Source organism: Pseudoalteromonas sp. L23 (genome assembly GCF_021728455.1).
GTDB lineage: Bacteria > Pseudomonadota > Gammaproteobacteria > Enterobacterales > Alteromonadaceae > Pseudoalteromonas.
This window is the reverse complement of record NZ_JAKKCW010000002.1, coordinates 433,021-453,274: the sequence shown is the minus strand read 5'-3', so window position 1 is coordinate 453,274 and position 20,254 is coordinate 433,021. Positions and strand designations below refer to the sequence as shown.

General features: G+C 45.0%; 16 protein-coding genes. 11 read left to right on the top strand and 5 right to left on the bottom strand.

Going from position 1 to position 20,254, the window contains the following annotated elements:
• The first annotated feature begins 6 nt into the window (after positions 1–6).
• The 6 genes from L3V43_RS05845 to L3V43_RS05820 all read left to right on the top strand — a co-directional run bounded on the left by L3V43_RS05845 (position 7) and on the right by L3V43_RS05820 (position 7,999).
• A complete protein-coding gene (locus L3V43_RS05845; protein WP_102056724.1) occupies positions 7–726 on the top strand; it encodes a succinate dehydrogenase iron-sulfur subunit in 720 nt (239 codons plus the stop codon).
• 84 nt (positions 727–810) lie between these two features.
• Positions 811–3,624: a 2-oxoglutarate dehydrogenase E1 component gene (gene sucA, locus L3V43_RS05840; RefSeq protein ID WP_102056725.1), complete on the top strand. Its 2,814-nt coding sequence runs from the start codon at positions 811–813 to the stop codon at positions 3,622–3,624.
• A gap of 10 nt (positions 3,625–3,634) precedes the next feature.
• On the top strand, positions 3,635–5,128 hold the full coding sequence (gene odhB, locus L3V43_RS05835) for a 2-oxoglutarate dehydrogenase complex dihydrolipoyllysine-residue succinyltransferase (protein WP_102056726.1): 1,494 nt from the start codon (positions 3,635–3,637) through the stop codon (positions 5,126–5,128).
• Between the two features lie 173 nt (positions 5,129–5,301).
• A complete protein-coding gene (sucC, locus tag L3V43_RS05830; RefSeq protein WP_010371452.1) occupies positions 5,302–6,468 on the top strand; it encodes an ADP-forming succinate--CoA ligase subunit beta in 1,167 nt (388 codons plus the stop codon).
• Complete coding sequence (gene sucD / locus L3V43_RS05825) at positions 6,468–7,340, top strand: succinate--CoA ligase subunit alpha (protein ID WP_010371451.1); 873 nt, start codon at positions 6,468–6,470, stop codon at positions 7,338–7,340. The genes sucC and sucD overlap by 1 nt, the downstream gene beginning before the upstream one ends.
• A gap of 41 nt (positions 7,341–7,381) precedes the next feature.
• Positions 7,382–7,999: a cyclic nucleotide-binding domain-containing protein gene (locus L3V43_RS05820; RefSeq protein WP_237116147.1), complete on the top strand. Its 618-nt coding sequence runs from the start codon at positions 7,382–7,384 to the stop codon at positions 7,997–7,999.
• 1 nt (position 8,000) lies between these two features.
• Here L3V43_RS05820 and L3V43_RS05815 read toward each other — a convergent pair whose 3' ends face one another.
• From L3V43_RS05815 to L3V43_RS05805, 3 genes are all read right to left on the bottom strand, one after another.
• On the bottom strand, positions 8,001–8,312 hold the full coding sequence (locus tag L3V43_RS05815) for an antibiotic biosynthesis monooxygenase (RefSeq protein ID WP_237116146.1): 312 nt from the start codon (positions 8,310–8,312) through the stop codon (positions 8,001–8,003).
• Between the two features lie 115 nt (positions 8,313–8,427).
• On the bottom strand, positions 8,428–9,639 hold the full coding sequence (locus L3V43_RS05810; protein ID WP_237116145.1) for a Xaa-Pro peptidase family protein: 1,212 nt from the start codon (positions 9,637–9,639) through the stop codon (positions 8,428–8,430).
• Positions 9,640–9,655: 16 nt separating this feature from the next.
• Complete coding sequence (locus tag L3V43_RS05805; protein ID WP_237116144.1) at positions 9,656–10,891, bottom strand: FAD-dependent oxidoreductase; 1,236 nt, start codon at positions 10,889–10,891, stop codon at positions 9,656–9,658.
• 228 nt (positions 10,892–11,119) lie between these two features.
• On the opposite strand from L3V43_RS05805, the gene L3V43_RS05800 reads away from it, so the two are divergent.
• The 4 genes from L3V43_RS05800 (at position 11,120) to L3V43_RS05785 (ending at position 15,426) form a co-directional block, all read left to right on the top strand.
• Positions 11,120–12,034: a dihydrodipicolinate synthase family protein gene (locus L3V43_RS05800; RefSeq protein ID WP_069019092.1), complete on the top strand. Its 915-nt coding sequence runs from the start codon at positions 11,120–11,122 to the stop codon at positions 12,032–12,034.
• 4 nt (positions 12,035–12,038) lie between these two features.
• The gene (locus tag L3V43_RS05795) at positions 12,039–13,040 is read left to right on the top strand and encodes a 4-hydroxyproline epimerase (protein WP_237116143.1); all 1,002 of its coding nucleotides are present in this window, start codon (positions 12,039–12,041) and stop codon (positions 13,038–13,040) included.
• 84 nt (positions 13,041–13,124) lie between these two features.
• Positions 13,125–14,621 carry an aldehyde dehydrogenase (NADP(+)) gene (locus tag L3V43_RS05790; RefSeq protein ID WP_237116142.1) on the top strand — a complete coding sequence of 499 codons (1,497 nt, stop codon included), beginning with the start codon at positions 13,125–13,127 and terminating at the stop codon, positions 14,619–14,621.
• 139 nt (positions 14,622–14,760) lie between these two features.
• A complete protein-coding gene (locus L3V43_RS05785) occupies positions 14,761–15,426 on the top strand; it encodes a GntR family transcriptional regulator (protein WP_010604660.1) in 666 nt (221 codons plus the stop codon).
• Positions 15,427–15,566: 140 nt separating this feature from the next.
• On the opposite strand, the gene L3V43_RS05780 is transcribed toward L3V43_RS05785, so the two are convergent.
• Positions 15,567–15,758, bottom strand: coding sequence for a hypothetical protein (locus L3V43_RS05780; protein ID WP_235367478.1), 192 nt, complete (start codon positions 15,756–15,758; stop codon positions 15,567–15,569).
• 381 nt (positions 15,759–16,139) lie between these two features.
• Here L3V43_RS05780 and L3V43_RS05775 point away from each other — a divergent pair, with 381 nt between their 5' ends.
• The gene (locus L3V43_RS05775; RefSeq protein ID WP_237116141.1) at positions 16,140–18,041 is read left to right on the top strand and encodes a propionyl-CoA synthetase; all 1,902 of its coding nucleotides are present in this window, start codon (positions 16,140–16,142) and stop codon (positions 18,039–18,041) included.
• Between the two features lie 573 nt (positions 18,042–18,614).
• Here the strand turns inward: L3V43_RS05775 and sbcB are convergent.
• Complete coding sequence (gene sbcB / locus L3V43_RS05770; protein ID WP_102056732.1) at positions 18,615–20,084, bottom strand: exodeoxyribonuclease I; 1,470 nt, start codon at positions 20,082–20,084, stop codon at positions 18,615–18,617.
• Positions 20,085–20,254: the final 170 nt, after the last annotated feature.

Genomic DNA, 20,254 nt, shown 5'->3' with positions numbered 1-20,254 from the left:
TAAGCGATGGCAACTTTAGAATTATCTGTTTATCGTTATAATCCTGATGAAGATGCGGCGCCACGCATGCAAGACTATTCTCTAGAAGTAGAGGAAGGTCGTGACATGATGGTGTTAGATGCTCTTATGCAGTTAAAAGAGCAAGACCCATCTTTATCTTTCCGTCGTTCATGCCGTGAAGGGGTATGTGGTTCTGACGGTATTAATATGAATGGTAAGAATGGTCTTGCATGTATTACTCCAATTTCTGCTTTGCAGAACGGTGGTAAAGGCAAGGTCGTCATTCGTCCATTACCAGGTCTTCCGGTGATCCGTGACTTAGTAATCGACATGAGCCAGTTCTATACGCAATACGAGAAGGTTAAGCCATTCTTGATCAACGACAAGCCAACTGGTGGTGAAGAACGTCTTCAGTCTATTGAAGAACGTGAAAAGCTAGATGGCCTGTATGAATGTATTCTTTGTGCATGTTGTTCAACGTCTTGTCCTTCTTTCTGGTGGAACCCAGATAAGTTCATCGGTCCTGCGGGTCTTCTACATGCTTATCGTTTCTTGGCTGATAGCCGCGATACAGCTACAGAAGAACGTCTTGCTGGTCTTGATGACGCGTTCAGCGTATTCCGCTGTCACAGTATTATGAACTGTGTTAGCGTATGTCCAAAAGGCCTTAATCCAACTAAGGCAATTGGACAAATTAAATCAATGTTGTTAAACCGTTCGGTATAACACATACTACTAGCTAAGATGGCAAGCAAAAGCTTGCCATCTTGTTTTCGTTTGAGTTTCTGCGCTAGATAAAAGGGCTAATAGATGCACGAAGGTGTGATGAAGGCATGGCTAGAATCTTCGCATTTGTACGGCGGTAACGTTGCGTACGTAGAAGATCTATATGAGGCGTATCTAGATGATGCAGCTTCAGTGCCAGAAGAGTGGCGAGAGGTGTTTGATCAACTACCTAAAGTTGATGGAGTGGATGTTGACACTAAACATTCAGAAGTAAGAGCGCAATTTGCGGAGCTTGCTAAAAACAAACACAGAGAAGTCGTGGTTTCCGCAGAGGGTTCTGCTGATGCCAAGCAAGTTAAAGTTCTGCAGTTAATTAATGCATTCCGTTTCAGAGGTCATCAGAACGCAAACCTAGATCCTTTAGGAATTTGGGATAGAGAACGTGTTCGCGATCTTGACCCTGCTTTTCATGATTTAACTGATGCAGACTTAGATAAAGAATTTAACGTTGGCTCTTTTGCTTGTGGCAAAGAGACAATGAAACTCAAAGACTTGTACGCTGCGCTTAAAGCGACATACTGTGGCTCTATCGGTGCTGAGTACATGCACATCACCTCTACCGAAGAAAAACGTTGGTTACAACAGCGTTTGGAATCGTCCTTCTCGAAGCCACAATTCGACAAAGAAACCAAACTAAGAATCTACAAAGGTCTAACTGCTGCAGACGGCTTAGAAAAGTACTTGGGCGCAAAATTCCCAGGCGCTAAGCGTTTCTCTCTAGAAGGCGGTGACTCACTTGTGCCTATGCTGAAAGAGCTTATTCACCGTGCTGGTGAAAGCGGTCAGCAAGAAGCCGTAATTGGTATGGCCCACCGAGGTCGTCTAAATGTACTAGTGAATGTATTGGGTAAAAACCCTCAAGAACTATTTGACGAGTTCGCAGGTAAATATGGCGAGCACGCAGGTTCTGGTGATGTTAAATACCACATGGGTTTCTCTTCTGACTTCGGTACGAAGGGCGGCAATGTTCATATGGCATTGGCATTTAACCCATCTCACCTTGAAATCGTAAACCCAGTAGTAATGGGTTCGGTACGTGCTCGTCTTGACCGTTTGAATTGCCAAAGTGGTTCTAAAGCATTACCAATCACAATTCACGGTGACTCTGCAATCGCAGGTCAAGGTGTCGTTCAAGAAACGTTTAACTTATCGCAAACACGTGCATACGGCGTTGGCGGTTCGATCCGTATCGTAGTTAATAACCAAGTTGGTTTCACTACGTCAAAACGCGAAGATACTCGTTCGACTGAATACTGTACTGATATCGCTAAAATGGTTCAGGCACCTATCTTCCACGTGAACGCAGACGATCCTGAAGCTGTTGCTTTTGTTACACAAGTTGCACTTGATTTCCGTAACAAGTTTAAACGCGATGTGGTAATTGACTTAGTATGTTACCGTCGTCACGGCCACAACGAAGCGGATGAGCCAAATGCGACGCAACCGCTGATGTATCAGAAGATCAAAAAGCACCCAGTACCTCGCCAATTGTATGCTGATCAACTTGTACGCGAAGGTGTGATTTCTGAAGACGATGCGAAACAAATTGCTGACGAGTACCGAAATGGTCTTGATAAAGGCGTTTGTGTCGTTGAAGAAATTCAAAAAGAAACCAAACACTCATCAGATTGGTCTAAGTATGTTGGTCACGATTGGGATACGCCGTATGAGCCAAAGGTTGCGCTAGATAAACTCAAAGCGCTTGGCGAAAAGATTGCGAGCTACCCAGAGGCTCATAAAGCACAATCACGCGTTAAAAAGATTTACGATGATCGTAAACTTATGGCGCAAGGCGAGAAAATGCTTGATTGGGGTATGGCTGAGACATTGGCTTACGCGACCTTGGTTGATGAAGGTACTGATATTCGTCTTACTGGTCAGGATTCTGGTCGTGGCACTTTCTTCCACCGTCATGCCGTAGTACATAACCAAAAAGATGCGTCGACTTATCTTCCGCTACAAAACATTCGTGAAGGCCAAGGCCTGTTCGAAGTGTACGATTCAGTACTATCGGAAGAAGCGGTACTTGCATTCGAATATGGTTACGCGACAGCAGAGCCAACGTCATTGGTACTATGGGAAGCGCAATTTGGTGACTTCGCCAACGGTGCTCAAGTCGTATTCGACCAATTCCTAAGTTCAGGTGAGCAGAAGTGGGGTCGTTTATGTGGTCTAACACTACTACTTCCTCATGGCTATGAAGGTCAAGGTCCAGAGCACAGTTCTTCGCGTTTAGAGCGTTATTTACAGCTTTGTGCTGACCACAATATGCAAGTATGTGTGCCGTCAACACCAGCGCAAGTATACGCAATGCTACGTCGTCAATCGGTTCGTCCACTACGTCGTCCTCTGATTGTAATGACGCCTAAGTCGCTATTACGTCATCCATTAGCTGTTTCTAGCCTAGAAGAGCTATCCGAAGGCGTATTCAATAACATGATCGATGAGATTGATGATATCAATCCTGAAAACGTTGAGCGTGTTGTGTTCTGTAGCGGTAAGGTTTATTACGAACTACTGCAAGAACGTCGTAAGCAAGAGCTTAACAACGTGGCCATCGTTCGTGTTGAACAGCTATATCCATTCCCTCACAAAGAGATGGATGAGATCATGGCTCGCTACCAGCACGTAAAAGATTTTGTTTGGTGTCAAGAAGAGCCACAAAACCAAGGTGCTTGGTACTGTTCACAGCATCATTTCTGGGAAGCTATCCCAGCTGGCGCAAATCTGACTTATGCAGGCCGTAAGGCTTCAGCTGCACCAGCATGTGGATACATGTCTACACATACTAAAGAACAAAACGCGTTAATTGCTGACGCTTTAACAATTAAGAAATAAGGAATAAGAGATGACAACCGAAATTAAGGTTCCTGTTCTTCCTGAGTCTGTTGCCGATGCAACGGTTGCTACATGGCATGTAAGCGTTGGCGATAAAGTGACTCGTGATCAAAACTTAGTTGACATCGAAACGGATAAGGTCGTTTTAGAAGTTGTAGCGCCAGAAGATGGTGTTATCGTTGCAATTTCTGAAGAGGAAGGCGCAACCGTTCTTGGCGAACAAGTTATTGCACAACTAGGTGCTGCTGATGAAGCAGCAGCGCCTGCTCAATCAAATGAAAAACCAGCAGCGTCAGAATCGGCGCCAGCAGCAGAAGGTAAAGAAGTGGACATTAAAGTACCTGTACTTCCTGAGTCAGTAGCAGACGCTACTATCGCAACTTGGCACGTTCAACCAGGTGAAGCGGTTAGCCGCGACCAGAATCTAGTTGATATTGAAACAGATAAAGTGGTTCTTGAAGTTGTTGCACCTGAAGACGGTGTGATGGGTGAGCACATCCACGCTGAAGGTGAGACAGTACTAGGTGATCAAGTTATCGGTAAAATCGTTGCCGGTGGCGCACCAGCTGAATCATCAAGTGCGAAGAAAGAAGAAGCACCAGCTGCTGCTTCTGACGAAAACTCAGATGTACTAACACCATCTGTTCGTCGTCTTATCGCAGAGAAAGGCCTTGATGCTGCTAAGATCAAAGGGTCTGGTAAAGGCGGTCGCATTACTAAAGAAGACGTGGATGCTTTCCTTAAAGCACCAGCAAAATCAGAGTCTAAGCCTGCAGCTTCTGCACCAGCTGCCCCGGTAGGTGAGCGCACTCAAAAACGTGTACCAATGACTCGTCTACGTAAGACAATCGCTAACCGCTTATTGGAAGCGAAGAACTCAACAGCAATGCTGACAACGTTCAACGAAGTAAACATGAAGCCAATCATGGATCTTCGTAAGCAGTACCAAGAGGTATTTGAGAAGCGCCACGGTATTCGTTTAGGTTTCATGTCTTTCTACGTGAAAGCGGTAACTGAAGCACTTAAGCGTTTCCCTGAAGTTAACGCGTCAATTGACGGTGACGATATCGTTTACCACAACTACTTTGACATCAGCATCGCGGTATCAACACCTCGTGGTCTAGTGACTCCAGTACTACGTGATTGTGATAAGCTTTCTGTTGCTGAAATCGAGAAGAATATTCGTGAACTGGCTATTAAAGGTCGTGATGGCAAACTAACTGTTGACGATATGACTGGCGGTAACTTCACTATTACCAATGGTGGTGTATTCGGTTCACTACTATCTACGCCTATCATCAACTTGCCACAGTCTTCAATCTTGGGCATGCACAAAATCCAAGAGCGCCCTATGGCAGTAAACGGTAAAGTTGAAATTTTACCTATGATGTACCTAGCACTATCTTATGACCACCGTCAAATCGATGGTAAAGAGTCAGTTGGTTTCCTAGTAACAATTAAAGAGTTACTCGAAGATCCAACACGTCTACTACTAGACGTATAATATTTGTTTAAAGAATAAGCTGTATGCTCGCATACAGCTTTTTTTTTGCGCCTTTGGTCTAAGTGGGGTTTTCATCAGAAGCCTTGGGATCTATACTATGTGCGCAATTTGGGATAGCTGACTATTTGCATAAATATTCAGCTTTTTTAGTATAAAAAATTGGATAAAGCATCATGAATTTGCATGAGTATCAGGCAAAACAACTTTTTGCCGAATATGGTTTACCTGTATCAGAAGGCTTTGCTTGTGATACACCTCAAGAAGCAGTTGAAGCTGCTGGTAAAATCGGTGGAGACAAGTGGGTTGTTAAGTGTCAAGTACACGCTGGCGGCCGTGGTAAAGCTGGCGGTGTTAAACTTGCAGACAGCAAAGACGAAATCCGCGCATTCGCTGAAAACTGGTTAGGTAAAAACCTAGTTACTTACCAAACAGACGAGAAAGGTCAGCCTGTTGCTAAAATCTTAGTAGAAAGCTGCACTGATATTGCAAATGAACTATACCTAGGTGCTGTTGTTGACCGTGGTTCACGTAAAATCGTGTTCATGGCATCAACTGAAGGTGGTGTAGAAATTGAACAAGTTGCAGAAGAAACGCCTGAACTAATTCATAAAGCTGAGATCGACCCACTAGTAGGTCCTCAAGCTTACCAAGGTCGTGAGCTAGCGTTCAAACTAGGTTTGAACCCAACTCAAGTTAAGCAATTCACTAAGATCTTCATGGGTCTAGCGCAAATGTTTATCAACCACGACTTTGCTCTACTAGAAATCAACCCTCTAGTGATCACAGACGCTGGTAACCTACACTGCCTAGACGGCAAAATCGGTGTAGACGGCAACGCATTGTTCCGCCAGCCTAAGATCCGCGAATTCCACGATCCTTCACAAGAAGACGCACGTGAAGCACACGCAGCAAGCTTTGAGCTTAACTACGTAGCACTAGACGGTAACGTTGGTTGTATGGTTAACGGTGCAGGCCTTGCGATGGGTACTATGGACATCGTAAACCTACACGGCGGCAAGCCAGCTAACTTCCTAGACGTTGGTGGCGGCGCGACTAAAGAGCGTGTATCTGAAGCATTCAAGATCATCCTTTCTGACGACAATGTTAAAGCAGTACTAGTTAACATCTTCGGTGGTATCGTACGTTGTGACATGATCGCTGAAGGTATTATCGGTGCGGTTAAAGAAGTTGGCGTAAACGTACCAGTAGTTGTACGTCTTGAAGGTACTAACGCTGAAGCTGGTCGTGAAGTACTAGCTAACTCAGGCCTTGACATCATTGCAGCTGAGTCACTAACTGACGCTGCTGAGAAAGTAGTTGCTGCTGCGGAGGGCAAATAATGTCTGTACTAATTAACAAAGATACTAAAGTAATCTGTCAAGGTTTCACTGGTGGTCAGGGTACTTTCCACTCTGAGCAAGCTATCCAGTACGGTACGCAAATGGTTGGTGGTGTTTCTCCTGGTAAAGGCGGCACAACTCACCTAGGTCTACCTGTATTTAACACAGTACGTGAAGCGGTAGAGTCAACTGGTGCAACTGCATCTGTTATCTACGTACCAGCTGCATTCTGTAAAGACGCTATCCTTGAAGCGATCAGCGCAGGTATCGAACTAATCGTATGTATCACTGAAGGCATCCCTACACTAGATATGGTTGATGTTAAAGTGAAGCTAGAAGAAACTGGCGTTCGCATGATTGGTCCTAACTGTCCAGGTGTTATCACTCCAGGTGAAACTAAGATCGGTATCATGCCAGGTCACATCCACTTGCCTGGTAAAGTAGGTATCGTGTCACGTTCTGGTACTTTGACTTATGAAGCAGTTAAGCAAACAACTGACGCTGGCTTCGGTCAATCTACTTGTGTTGGTATCGGTGGTGACCCAATCCCAGGCACTAACTTCATCGACGTACTAGAGATGTTCCAAAACGATCCGCAAACTGAAGCTATCGTAATGATCGGTGAGATCGGCGGTACAGCTGAAGAAGAAGCGGCTGAGTACATCAAGCATAACGTAACTAAGCCTGTTGTTTCTTACATCGCAGGTGTTACAGCTCCTCCAGGTAAGCGTATGGGTCACGCTGGTGCAATTATCGCAGGTGGTAAAGGTACAGCTGACGAGAAATTCGCAGCGCTTGAAGCTGCGGGTGTTAAAACAGTTCGCTCTCTTGCAGAAATCGGTTCTGCACTAAAAGAGAAAGCGGGTTGGTAAGTTAATACCACACGTTAAAAAGGCTCCTCAAGGAGCCTTTTTTGATCTCGCTATACCAATTGCATGAGGGGATTATGCCTTTTCATAAACTCGGTGAGCTCTGTGAAGTCACAAAAAATGAATTATTAACACTTACTCAGCAAAACCCAACGTTCGACACTAAGTGCTGCAGCCGCAATGAAATATTATTGCAACAAGGGCAAGTGCAGCGTCATGGCTTTTTTATCCGCTCAGGTAAGCTTGTATCATCGGTTGTAAATGAAACAGGGGAGCTAAGACATAAGGAGTTCTATTTTGCTGGTGAACTTTGTATTCTATTTGCTGAATGGATCCAAAAATCTCCTAGCTTCTATCAAATCTCTGCGCTGGATGATGTGGAGTTGGTACTCGTTCCGCTAGCCGAATTAGAACAAGATACTCTTCGCGCACTTAAATTAAAATTATTAGAACAGCAGTTGCTATTTAAAGAAGCAAAAGAAGCTTTTCTACTACTAAATACGCTGGAGCAAAGATATTGTTTTTTGCGTGACAAACGTCCGCATTGGGTTAATCGTTTAGCAAATTATGATCTGGCTAATTATTTGGGCGTTACACCTCAAGGGCTATCACGGTTAAAGTCGCGAGTAAACAAAGCGCAAGCGACAACAACTAAGCGTTAGCTCAAAGACTATATTCACGCTCTACCTTGGCGATACGAGTTGTATAGCTTTGATACCATTTTTTATTGCCGTTTTTTTGCGCCTCTATATGCTCAGTATTGGCTTTCCATGCTTTGATTGACTCAAGGTCTCGCCAATAAGAAACGGTGATCCCAACCTCCTCACGCGCAGATTCTAATCCTAAAAAACCGGGTTGAAGCTGTGCAAGCTCGACCATTCTCGACGCGGTTTGGGCGTAGCCCTCGTCGTCTTCATTTTTTATATTGGTAAAAATTACGGCGTAATAGGGTGGTGGTGGAGTAGTTGCAATCATAAGTTGTAGCGCAGTAAATTGTAGATGCTATGTTTATACCAATTAACCTGTGCCCTAATCAATCACGATAAATGATGAGTTCCTCATCAGAGCAACTCATCATTTATTTCTAATATCACTTAACCCCAAAAGGATTGTCTATGCTGTGCGCAGGCTCAGTAAACCAATGTGGACCATCGTCGGTCATATAGAAATGGTCTTCCAAGCGAATGCCAAATTCATCAGGAATAACCAGCATCGGTTCATTTGAAAAACACATTCCAGCTGCAAGCGGTTCTAGGTTGTCTTTGACTAAATAAGGCCATTCGTGGATATCTAAGCCGATACCGTGCCCAGTGCGATGTGGGCAACCTGGTAGTTGATAATCAGGACCGAGCCCATTGCTGGCAATATACTCTCTCGCGGCTTTATCAACAGCGCCACAGGGCGCACCAATTTTGGCTACATTAAATGCTGCAATTTGCGCTTGCTTCTCAATTTGCCAAACGGACTTTTGCTTTTCACTGGGGTCGCCAAAAACATAAGTACGGGTGATATCGCTAAGATAGCCGTGTAACTTACAACCAGTGTCGACGAGAACCACATCGCCTTTTTTCAGCGTTTGTGGATTTTTTACACCATGTGGGAATGACGACGCCACACCAAATAGCACAATACAAAAATAATTGCCCGGTGCCCCCACTTTTTTGTGCGCTTCATTAATAAAGGCTTCAACTTCGGTTGTGGTGATCCCTTCATACAGCATAGATGCCGTTGCTTTATGTACGGCAAGTGTCATGTCCATTGCACGTTGAATAAGGGCAATTTCATTGGCCGATTTATGCATTCTACAATGCGCGGTTACTGCCTTTGCATTGATAAGCGAAAGCTCAGGTGCCGCGAGTCTGATCCCATCAGCAACAAAAAACGCAGTGCTTTCGTCAATGGCGAGTGTGCCTGTGCTATCAATATTGAGTGTGTTAAGTACGTTTGCAACGACCTCGTAAGGAGATTCTTCTTCTTGCCAAGCATGAATAGGGCCTTCAATCAGCCAATAATCCTTAATAGAGCCAATTTCAAAAAACGGGACGATAAACTGAACTTGTCCATTGGCGGGTAAAATAGCACCGACCAAACGCTCACTGGCGTACCATTGCAAACCAGTAAAGTATTTTAAATTTGTACCAGCATTTAAATAGAGTGCATCAATGTTGTTTTGCTGCATATATTGTTGAGCTTTTTCTATTCTTGCTAAATACTCGCTTTCGGCAATTGGCGCTACACCTTTGGTCATATTTTCTAAGTTATCTAGCGCTTGCTGCGCGCTCTGGTATGCAATACCTTTCATTTATTGTGATCCTTAGCTAATTAAATCGAGCAATACTAAAGGGAGTAAGATCGATGTCGTTGGGCTTGTTGTCAATAAGATCTGCGATACATTCACTTGAAATTGCGGCTTGGGTCAGTCCTAAGTGCTGATGACCCAGTGCAAAATATAGGTTGTGATGATTTGGCGCTTGTCCGATGACAGGTAAATAATCTGGGAGTGAGGGGCGGCAGCCAACCCAAAGCGCCTCACTGTGTTGTGGCAGAGTTTGCCTTAATAGAATGCTTGCGTGATGTAATAATGCACGAGCACGGCTGTAGTTGGGTTTACTATCCAGTGTGGCAAATTCTACCGTGCCGGCCAGTCGTAAACCTTGTGACATGGGCGTCATGATAAACCCTCGCTCACTTGATGCAACAGGTCGTGTAAGCGTATTCTTCACTGCCAACATGTTGTGATAACCACGCTCGGCAATCATGGGCAGTGAGTAACCTAAAGACGCACAGAGTGTTTTACTTGCCGCTCCTGTTGCTACAACTACTTTGTTAAAGGTCATCTTGTGGCTTTTGGAGTGAAGTGTATAGCCATGCTCTGTGTGGATAATATTGTCGATTGAGGCTTGTTTGAATGCTCCCCCTAGCTGCATAAACTGCTCATATAAAGTCAAACAAAGGGCGTAGGGATCTGTGCTATGCGCGACTTTATCAAAATACAGTGCTGAGGTAATGGTACTTGATAGGCTCGACTCCATTTCTTGGGCTTGATCACCTGTAATTAAGCTCACTGAGATGTCTTGTTCGGTGTATTTGTTATAGCTTTTACGGGCAGAGCTTTCGTCACCTTCAAATACCAGTAAACTGCCGTTGCTAGATATAAGTGTATGATACTTATCACCAAGTAAACGCTGATATGCGGGTAGTGCGCGCTCATTTAAATTTCTAAGTGCGATTGTACCTTCGTGGAAACAGCTACTTTTCATTTGCTTTAAGAATCGTACAAACCAAGGAATATTTTTGAGCAAAGAGGTGGTCTCAATTCGCAAAGGCCCCACCGGATTGACTAACATGCCAGGCACCTTTGTTAGTAAAGCTGCGTCTGCCATTGGAAATACCTGTTCCGTGGCAAAATGCCCAGCATTACCCTTGGAGCATCCCTCTGCGGGCTGATTTTTATCGAGCAAGGTAACAGCGTGGCCTCGTCTAGCTAATTGCAGCGCGGTGGTTATCCCAATGATCCCTGCACCGATCACTGCAATTTTATTATTACTTTCCACAATTTACCTCTCCATCCTAAATTGTATTTCCACATAGACATCAATCAGGTCTCGTTTAAATACCAAAAAGAAAAAATTTACCACTTACAAATCATAAGATTACAGACGTTTAAGTCAGTCATTTGAGCTAATGGTTAAAAAATCTCCCTTTTGAATATTGATTATTGTATACAATATACCTATTATGGCAAGCACAATAACTAAACAACCTAATGAAAGGCGAGAACCATGAACGTAAATTGGCAGGGTGTATATCCAGCAGTAACCACTCAATTCCATGATGACGAAAGCATCAACTTTGATACCACCAAAGAGATGATAGATAACCTGATTAACGAAGGGGTTCATGGCATCATAGTATTAGGCACCGTCGGTGAAAACTGCTCACTCACGGCTGACGAGAAACGCCAAGTTTTAAAAGCGGCAACAGAAGTGGTAGGTGATAGAGTGCCACTACTTAGTGGTGTGGCTGAGACCACAACTGCACTGGCTGTCGAGTTTGCCAAAGATGCAGAAGCGCTCGGCATAGATGGACTGATGGTGTTGCCGGGGATGGTCTACCGCTCAACCGAGCGTGAAGCTATTCATCATTACCAACAGGTAGCGCGAAGCACGGCATTACCTATTATGATTTATAATAATCCGGTGACCTACGGTGTCGATGTGTCTATTGAAGGCATGAAAACCTTAGCTGAAGAGTCCAATATTGTTTCAGTAAAAGAAGCAACGGAAGATACCCGTCGTATTAGCGAACTGTTTAGCGCATTTGGCGATCGTTACGTTGTATTTGGTGGTGTTGATGATATCGCACTGGAAAGCCTGATGCTTGGCGCGACGGGTTGGATCTCGGGATTGACCAATGTATTCCCACGCGAGTCAGTGGCTATTTATAAACTTGCTGAACAAGGTCGCTATGAAGAAGCGCGCGCGCTGTGGCGTTGGTTTTTACCTTTGCTACGCTTAGATACTATTCCGACACTGGTGCAGTGCATCAAATATGCAGAACATTTGGCTGGACGCGGTAGTGAAGTGACTCGTTCTCCAAGATTGCCACTCACCCAAGAGCAAAAGGCTTACGTGAGTCGTTTGTACGATGAAGCGATGGCAAATCGAATTGACTTAAGCCAATATAACTTGGACTAAGCGTATGATTTTAGGCACCTACTATTGTATAGATGGCCACACCTGTGGCAATCCCGTGCGCTTGGTCACGAGTGGTCATCCACCGCTTTTGGGCGAGAGCATGAGTGAAAAGCGCCAACATTTTTTACGCGACTACGATTGGATAAGGCGCGCACTGATGTTTGAGCCCAGGGGCCATGACATGATGTCGGGTGCCTTTTTATATCCACCGACCACTGCTGATGGGGATGTGGCAATCCTATTTATCGAAACTTCTGGGTGCTTGCCGATGTGTGGGCACGGCACTATCGGGACAGTCACTTTTGGCCTTGAAAGCGGTCTTATAACTCCAAAGGAACATGGTGTACTCAAGCTTGACACCCCTGCGGGGCGCGTGAATGCCTATTATGAGATGAAGGCAGATAAAGTGACTTGGGTAAAGCTCTACAATGTGCCGGCATTTTTGGCGTACCAAGCGGTGCCTGTCCATGTTGATGGGCTAGGGGAGCTCATCGTTGATATTGCCTACGGCGGTAACTTTTACATTATTGTTGAGCCTCAAAGTCTATTTGCTGGTGTGGATCAAAGCTGCGCTGCTAAATTATTGGCATGGAGCCCCAAAGTGCGCGCGGCAGTTAACGCGCAAATAAATCCAATTCATCCCGAAGATTCTTCTGTATGTGGCACCTCCCATGTGTTATGGACAGGCAAGCCACAACATCCAGATAGTCATGCTGCAAACGCGGTATTTTATGGCGATAAAGCGATTGATAGATCGCCTTGTGGCACCGGCACAAGTGCACGCATGGCACAGCTGTTTGCAAAAGGACTGCTAAAAGATGGCGACACTTTTGTTCACGAGAGCATCATAGGCAGCCAATTTATCGGTAAGGTCGAAGGCACAACTGAAGTCGCGGGAAAAGCCGCAATTCTGCCAAGTATTCAAGGTTGGGCACGTCAAACGGGGAGTAATTGTATCACTGTAGATGACGAAGATCCGTATGCATTTGGTTTTCAGGTGCTCTAGGGCCTGTTGACCTTTGCTGCAAAAACAAACTTGAAAGATCAACAGGCCCTAGCCATTAAGATTGAAAGAAAACAGGAGCTAACAATGAATTTATCAGGAAAGAGCTACATTAACGGTGCGTGGCAAGCCGCACAAACGGCAACAACGTTTTACGCGTTTTGCCCAGCAACCAATGAGCCGCTGACGCAAGCATTTTTTAACGCTAGTGAAGCACAAGTAGAGGAAGCTGTTAATGCGGCAGAGCAGGCTTTTAAGGCTTATCGTAAAACGTCGATGACTGCTCGAGCAGAGTTTTTAGAAACCATAGCCCAAGAAATTCTTGCCTTAGGTGATGGGCTAATAACCACAACAATGGCAGAAACTAACCTGCCAAGGGCAAGACTCGAGGGCGAGCGTGGCCGCACGGTAAACCAATTAAACGCATTTGCTGCAGCGCTGAGAGGTAACCTAGCTGAGCTTTGCCATGCTAAGGAAGAGCAAGCGGACCCAAATCGCACGCCGCTGCCTAAGCCAAAAACACAGCTTAAGCATATTCCTATTGGCGTTGTTGCGGTGTTTGGTGCATCAAACTTCCCTTACGCTTTCTCAACGCTTGGAGGCGATACCGCAGCTGCGTTAGCCGCTGGTTGCCCCGTGGTGTATAAAGGTCACCCAGCACATCCGGCAACGTGTGAGCTAATGACCAAGGCCATTGCTGCAGCAATAAGCAAATGTGATATGCCAAGCGGGGTGTTTTCAATGCTGCAAGCGAAAGCGTACGATGTCGCGCATTGGCTGGTTAAAGCTGAGCCTATCAAAGCGGTTGGATTTACGGGCTCCTTTGGCGTCGCAAAAGCATTGCAGGGCACTATAGCGAAGCGCCATGAACCTATCCCGCTTTACGGTGAGCTTGGCAGCGTAAACCCGCAAATTGTCTTACCTGAAAAAATACAGTCGCAAGGCGCAGAGCTTGGTGCACAATTTGTCCAGTCTTTACTTATGGGCAATGGTCAATTTTGTACTAGCCCCGGTATTTGGTTGGTGCCAAGCAATCATTCACAAACATTTATCGAGACAGCTAAGCAAAACATTAGCGCAGCACCTTCCGATACCCTATTAACCCCTGGCATTTTAAAAGCTTATCAAAACAGCACTGCGGCGCTAAAAGCACACCCTCAAGTAACGTTGTTGAGCGCTGGTGAGCAAGCACAGCCGTTTCACGCCAACGCGCACTTGTTTTCAACGGATAGCAAAAGTTTTGTATCTGACGAGAGGCTTAAAGAAGAAGTCTTTGGGCCAAGTGCTTTAGTGGTGAGCTATGACGACTTAGCGCAGCTTGAGGACTTAATCGCAGACTTAGATGGGCAGCTCACCGCCAGTATTCATGGCACTGATTCTGACTTACATCAAGCCGAAGACATCATAGAGGCGTTACAATACCGCGTAGGTCGATTGATTTATGGGCAAATGCCAACGGGCGTTGAAGTGTGTGCCACCATGAACCATGGCGGGCCGTTCCCGTCATCAACTGATGTACGTTCAACGTCGGTAGGGTTAGAAGCGCTAAAACGATTCGTAAGACCAATTTGTATACAAAGTTAAGCAAACCAAGCCCATAGTATTGCTATGGGCTTTTTTATTCAGACATAATTCGCACATCAAACTTATATACTCGACAAACATGCAATTTGAACTCAGATGCGTTTATAATGAGTTCATAAAACAATAATTACTAAATACTATGGCGATTGTACATAAAACTCGAACTCAATTAGTTGCTGAAGCAATTCGTGAAAAAATCCTCACAGGCGAAATCAAAGCGGGCGAGCCGCTGAGGCAAGCCGCGCTGGCAGATGAGTTAAATGTAAGTCGTATTCCCGTTAGAGAAGCACTGCTGCAACTAGAAGCCGAAGGCTTAGTTAACTTTGAAGCGCACAAAGGCGCGACGGTCACACGTTTAAGCGCTGAGCAAATCGACGAAATTTTTGACCTACGCGCATTGTTGGAAGCCGAGCTTTTATGCCATTCAATCGATAAGTTAACGGCGCGCGACTTGCTAGAAGCTGAAGCCATCTTAGCCGAGCTTGAAGAAGCAATGGCTGCTGGCGATACACAACTGGCAACTGGCAAGCTTAACGCCGAATTTCACAGCAAACTCTACAGCAAAGCACAGCGCCCACAGACTCGTGAGCTGGTGGATGTGTACAGTAAAAATTCCGAGCGTTATGTGCGCATGCATATCCTACTTGCAGGTGGCATTAAAACCGCACCAGATGAACACCGCCAGCTATTGGAATTGTGCCGCGATAAAAATACCAAAGGGGCATGTGACTTTTTGAAAAAACATATTACTGGCGCAAAAGATGATATCAAAGCATTGCTGCTTAAGCTTGAAAGCGAGCAGTAGGTAAACTTGGTGGGGTAGGCTTCGGCGGATATCTGAACAATCGTCACGTATATTCCAATGGCGGCTCGATTGTTCAGGGGGCTGTGATTATATTTGCTTGCAAGAGCAAGTGCTCATTTAAGGTTATCTTTTAACTTATGCTAACTCTTTTGAGTAAAGGCGGCACATACTGCAACTCCAAGGCTACACCCAAAAGCCGCACCTATTGCCACACTAAAGGCTAGTATGTTAAACGCTACGCCAACCATAACACCTATTGTAGTTCCAATAACTGCGCCAACTGCAATACTTTTTCCAAGAAACTGATTGTTTAGCTTTTTAGGGGGAGACATAGAAATAATCCTTTATTTTTTAAATAACTTTGAGCGTGCAGAGCAAACTAACAGTAAACAGTAACACCTGCAATCGCCTCATTCTGCTTTATATTAGTACCAGATTAATCAAACATCCACCAACTTTCTTTGTTAAAAAGTAGGGCAATTTATTCGTAGCGAGTAGATGACTCCCAAAGGCACTTTCTTAACTCTAAAAGAAAGTAAGCTTAACTTTGGAAATGTACATTAGCTAAGCTATTGTATCCCCCATACAAACCATAATCGTATCTAACGCCCCCAACCTTGATCTATATCATCCTCGCAAGACTAAAGTCTCATCAAAACTTGGCAGTTTTTTATCTATCTTTACTAAGTTCCAGCGAAACTGAGTAACTTAATATGACAACAACAACCTATCAACAGGCGTACCACACATTTACCCAAGACCCAGAGGCGTTTTGGCTTAAAGAAGCGACACGGCTTGATTGGCACACGCCACCAAAAATCGGACATAGCCAAGACCAAGAGGGGTTGAGTCATTGGTTTAGCGATGGCTTGATGAATACCAGTTATGTGGCACTCGACCATCATGTACACCAAGGGAGAGGGGAGCAAACAGCACTAATTTATGACTCGCCGGTGACGAATACCAAACGCAAAATTAGCTATCGCGAGTTGCTCTCTCAAGTGAGCCATTTTGCGGCAGGCTTAAATCAGCTTGGTGTAAGCGTAGGGGATAGAGTCGTAATTTATATGCCCATGGTGCCTGAGGCGGTCGTTGCTATGCTTGCTTGCGCGCGCGTGGGTGCTATTCATTCAGTGGTGTTTGGCGGTTTTGCACCTCATGAGCTTGCGGTGAGAATAGATGATGCTCAACCAAAGCTAGTGATCAGTGCTTCTTGCGGAATTGAAATAGGCCGCACTATTGAATACAAGCCTATGCTGGATGAGGCTTTGTCGCTGGCAAAGCATCAAGTTGAACATTGCGTTGTGTTACAGCGTGAAGCATACCAAGCGCAGATGTCATCGCCAAGAGACTTAGACTGGGCGGTGGTGGCAAACACGCCAGAATCCTTTGATGCCGTGCCGTTACCAAGTACGCATCCGCTTTATATTTTGTATACCTCTGGCACCACAGGTACACCCAAAGGAGTAGTGCGAGAGCAGGGCGGTCATGCTGTGGCATTAAACTACAGTATGAAAACCGTTTACGGCATGGCGCCCGGCGAAGTATTTTGGGCAGCATCTGACATTGGTTGGGTTGTGGGCCATTCTTATATTGTTTATGGCCCACTGATTTATGGTTGCACTAGCGTATTATACGAAGGTAAACCGATTAAAACCCCAGATCCAGGTGCGTTTTGGCGAGTGGTAGAAGAATACCAAGTGGCTGCACTTTTTAGTGCACCTACGGCATTTCGTGCCATTAAAAAAGAAGATCCGAGCGCTGCGCTCTTGGCTAACTACAACACAAGCAGTCTAAAAGCGCTATTTTTAGCTGGTGAACGACTTGACCCTGCTACCTACGATTGGCTACAGTCCACCACAAAGCTGCCGGTAATTGACCACTGGTGGCAAACCGAAACGGGTTGGGCAATTGCATCTAACCAAGTTGGAATTGAATTGATGCCAACAAAGGCGGGCAGTGCCACTGTTCCCACACCGGGCTATCAAGTTGAGATCCTTGATGTGGACGGCAGTCCTTGCGAGGCCAATCAACAAGGTGTCGTTGCGGTGAAATTACCACTCCCTCCCGGTTGTTTAACCACTATTTGGAATAACACGGCGCGCTTTAAAGGCAGTTACTTATCACAATACCCCGGCTATTACCTCTCTGGCGATGGCGGGTATTTTGATGAAGACGGCTACTTGTTTATTATGGGCCGCACCGATGACGTAATAAACGTAGCCGGGCATAGACTGTCAACCGGTGAAATGGAAGAGATCGTCGCAGGCCACAATGCAATTGCAGAATGCGCCGTGTTTGCCGGTAAAGACGAGCTAAAAGGCCAAGTGCCTATTGCCATGGTGGTACTGAAAGATGGCGTAAACAACACAGAAACAGCCATTGCAGAGGAAATCAGAAGCCTGAACCGCGAAAAAATCGGTGCGATTGCCTGTCTTAAAACCATTAAAGTGGTTGAGCGTTTACCCGAAACCCGTTCAGGTAAAATACTCAGAAAGAACCTACGCCAGCTGGTGGACGGTGAAGACATCATCGTGCCATCTACCATTGACGACCCCGCCATTATTGAAGAGTTACAGCTAATGTGGAATACATGCCAACACAATAAGAGATGAGAGAATTATACCAATTGGTCTTAATACTTGCTCAATTTGAAGAAGCAAACCTGACGCTAACGGTGTTAAAGCTTTCTTATTTAGAACACTAAATAACCTGAGCTTCGGATAATTAATGCCTTTCTAGCAGCCTGTTTTAGCGCTAACTGCGTTGAATACACTTCCAATAGCCCAGCTATTGGGCCGTAAATTTGCCTTGCCTACAAGGATGTAGGTACCAGTGCGGTAGCAGAACGCGAGATCGGAGTTATCCCCAAAACTCTCTGGCTAGGTAAGAAGATAGTTTAAGGTGATTAAAAAACAGTGAGTCAGTTCATTCCTTATCCAAACCTCAGGTTAAATAGGATTTTTTCCTGATTATCGACAAGATTTTTTCGCCTCAAAATAGGTAGCTTAATTAAGCGAATTGGTATTAATGCAATATAAACTCTTCATTTCTTAGAGGGGTTATTTCAACACAAGCAGAACGAATATTTTGCCAATGCAAATTATATTAGTAAGCCGCACTGCTGTTTATCGACGAAGTCAGCATTTCATATTAGCGCCAAGCGGTGCGGGCTATTACGGCATTAACTACAAACTTTGAGCGTAATGATAAAGCGCTTTTAAGATCTGCATATTGTGCTCATTACCTTCATTCTCTGCGACTAAATTTTCAAGCTCTAGCATAAAATCTTCGGCTGAAATTGAAGGGTTATCTTCATTATGCATCAACTTGTTTTGGCAGTATTTACGCCATTTATCAAGCTCTACAGGTGAGAGCGACTGCGGCCAGTTTCTTGCTCGATAGCGAAACAGCAACGTGTTAAATTTACTGTCTTCAAAATCCAGTTCAATGGTTGCCAACTCTTCAGGCGATGCATTGCGAATGATTGCAAATTTGGCTTTATCGGCCTTACTGGTGAAACCGTTGTAGAGTTGATAATCCGGATTGCTTGGTTTATCGAATCCCTTTTCATCGCTAAAGACTTCTGCAACCTTATCCCTTAGCTCTGGACGTGCTTTAAGGTACTTTAAGTTTTCAAGGCATTGCTCGCGGTCAATTCCAAGCCTCGCTGCGTTTTCGGGCAAGAGGGTTTTAGCGGGCGCAACCAACGGGCATTTATTGATATGTACTAGTTTTAATCCAACTGGTAACTCATCATCACCCAATTCGCTGCGTTTTGTATAAAGCCGTTGTTTGAGCGCCTCAACGTCAAGGTCATTCAATACCTCTGGCGACTGTGTTAAGTCAAAGCAGATCACGGCATTGCTATTGACCGGGTGAAAACTCATCGGCGCAATCCAAGTGGTGCAACCTTGTTGTGCCGGAAACATAGAAGAAACGTGCACCAAAGGCTGCATATTGAAAACGTCGATTAGGCTCGATACCGCTTTTTTATGTCTGTGATTAAAGTAGAACTCATACAGTTTTGGCTGTTTGGTTTTAATCAGTTTAGCCAGCGCGATCGTTGCGGTAACATCACTCAATGCATCGTGCGCGGCGCCGTGCTCAATGCCATTGGCGACGGTTAAGTGTTCCAGTTTAAAACTCGGATTGCCATCTTCTCTGGTTGGCCATTCTATTCCTTCTGGGCGAAGCGCATAACAGGCTCTTACCAGATCTATGATGTCCCAACGGCTATTGCCATTTTGCCATTCACGCTCATAGGGGTCATAAAAGTTACGATAAAGGCTATAACGGGTTAGCTCATCGTCAAACCGAATACTGTTATATCCAGCAACGCAGGTTTGTGGCTTTGCAAATTCAGTGTGGATCCTTGCCATAAACTCAGCCTCGGTCAGGCCTTTTTTTAGTGCTAACTGTGGTGTGATCCCAGTGACCAAACAGGCTTGAGGATGCGGGAGATAGTCAGGTGCTGGTTGACAATACTCAATCAGTGGCTCACCAATAATATTGAGGTCCAGATCCGTTCTGATCCCAGCAAATTGGCTTGGCCTGTCTTTTTGCGGCGTCGCACCCCAACTCTCGTAGTCGTGCCAGAAAATAGTTGGGATGTTCTGGGCATTATTCGGTGTATCTGATTGGTTTGTATTTGTCATAAAGTCAAAAAGTTATTCTACTGTTTTTGTTTGTTTTGGTTAATTATATTTGTCGTGATGGTATGACAACTGTGTATATCATCACGACAAATATGATTAACGATAGGCACGCATTATCGCATAGAGGCGCGCTTAGAGTAAGGCATAACCATGGCGGATTGTCTTATTAA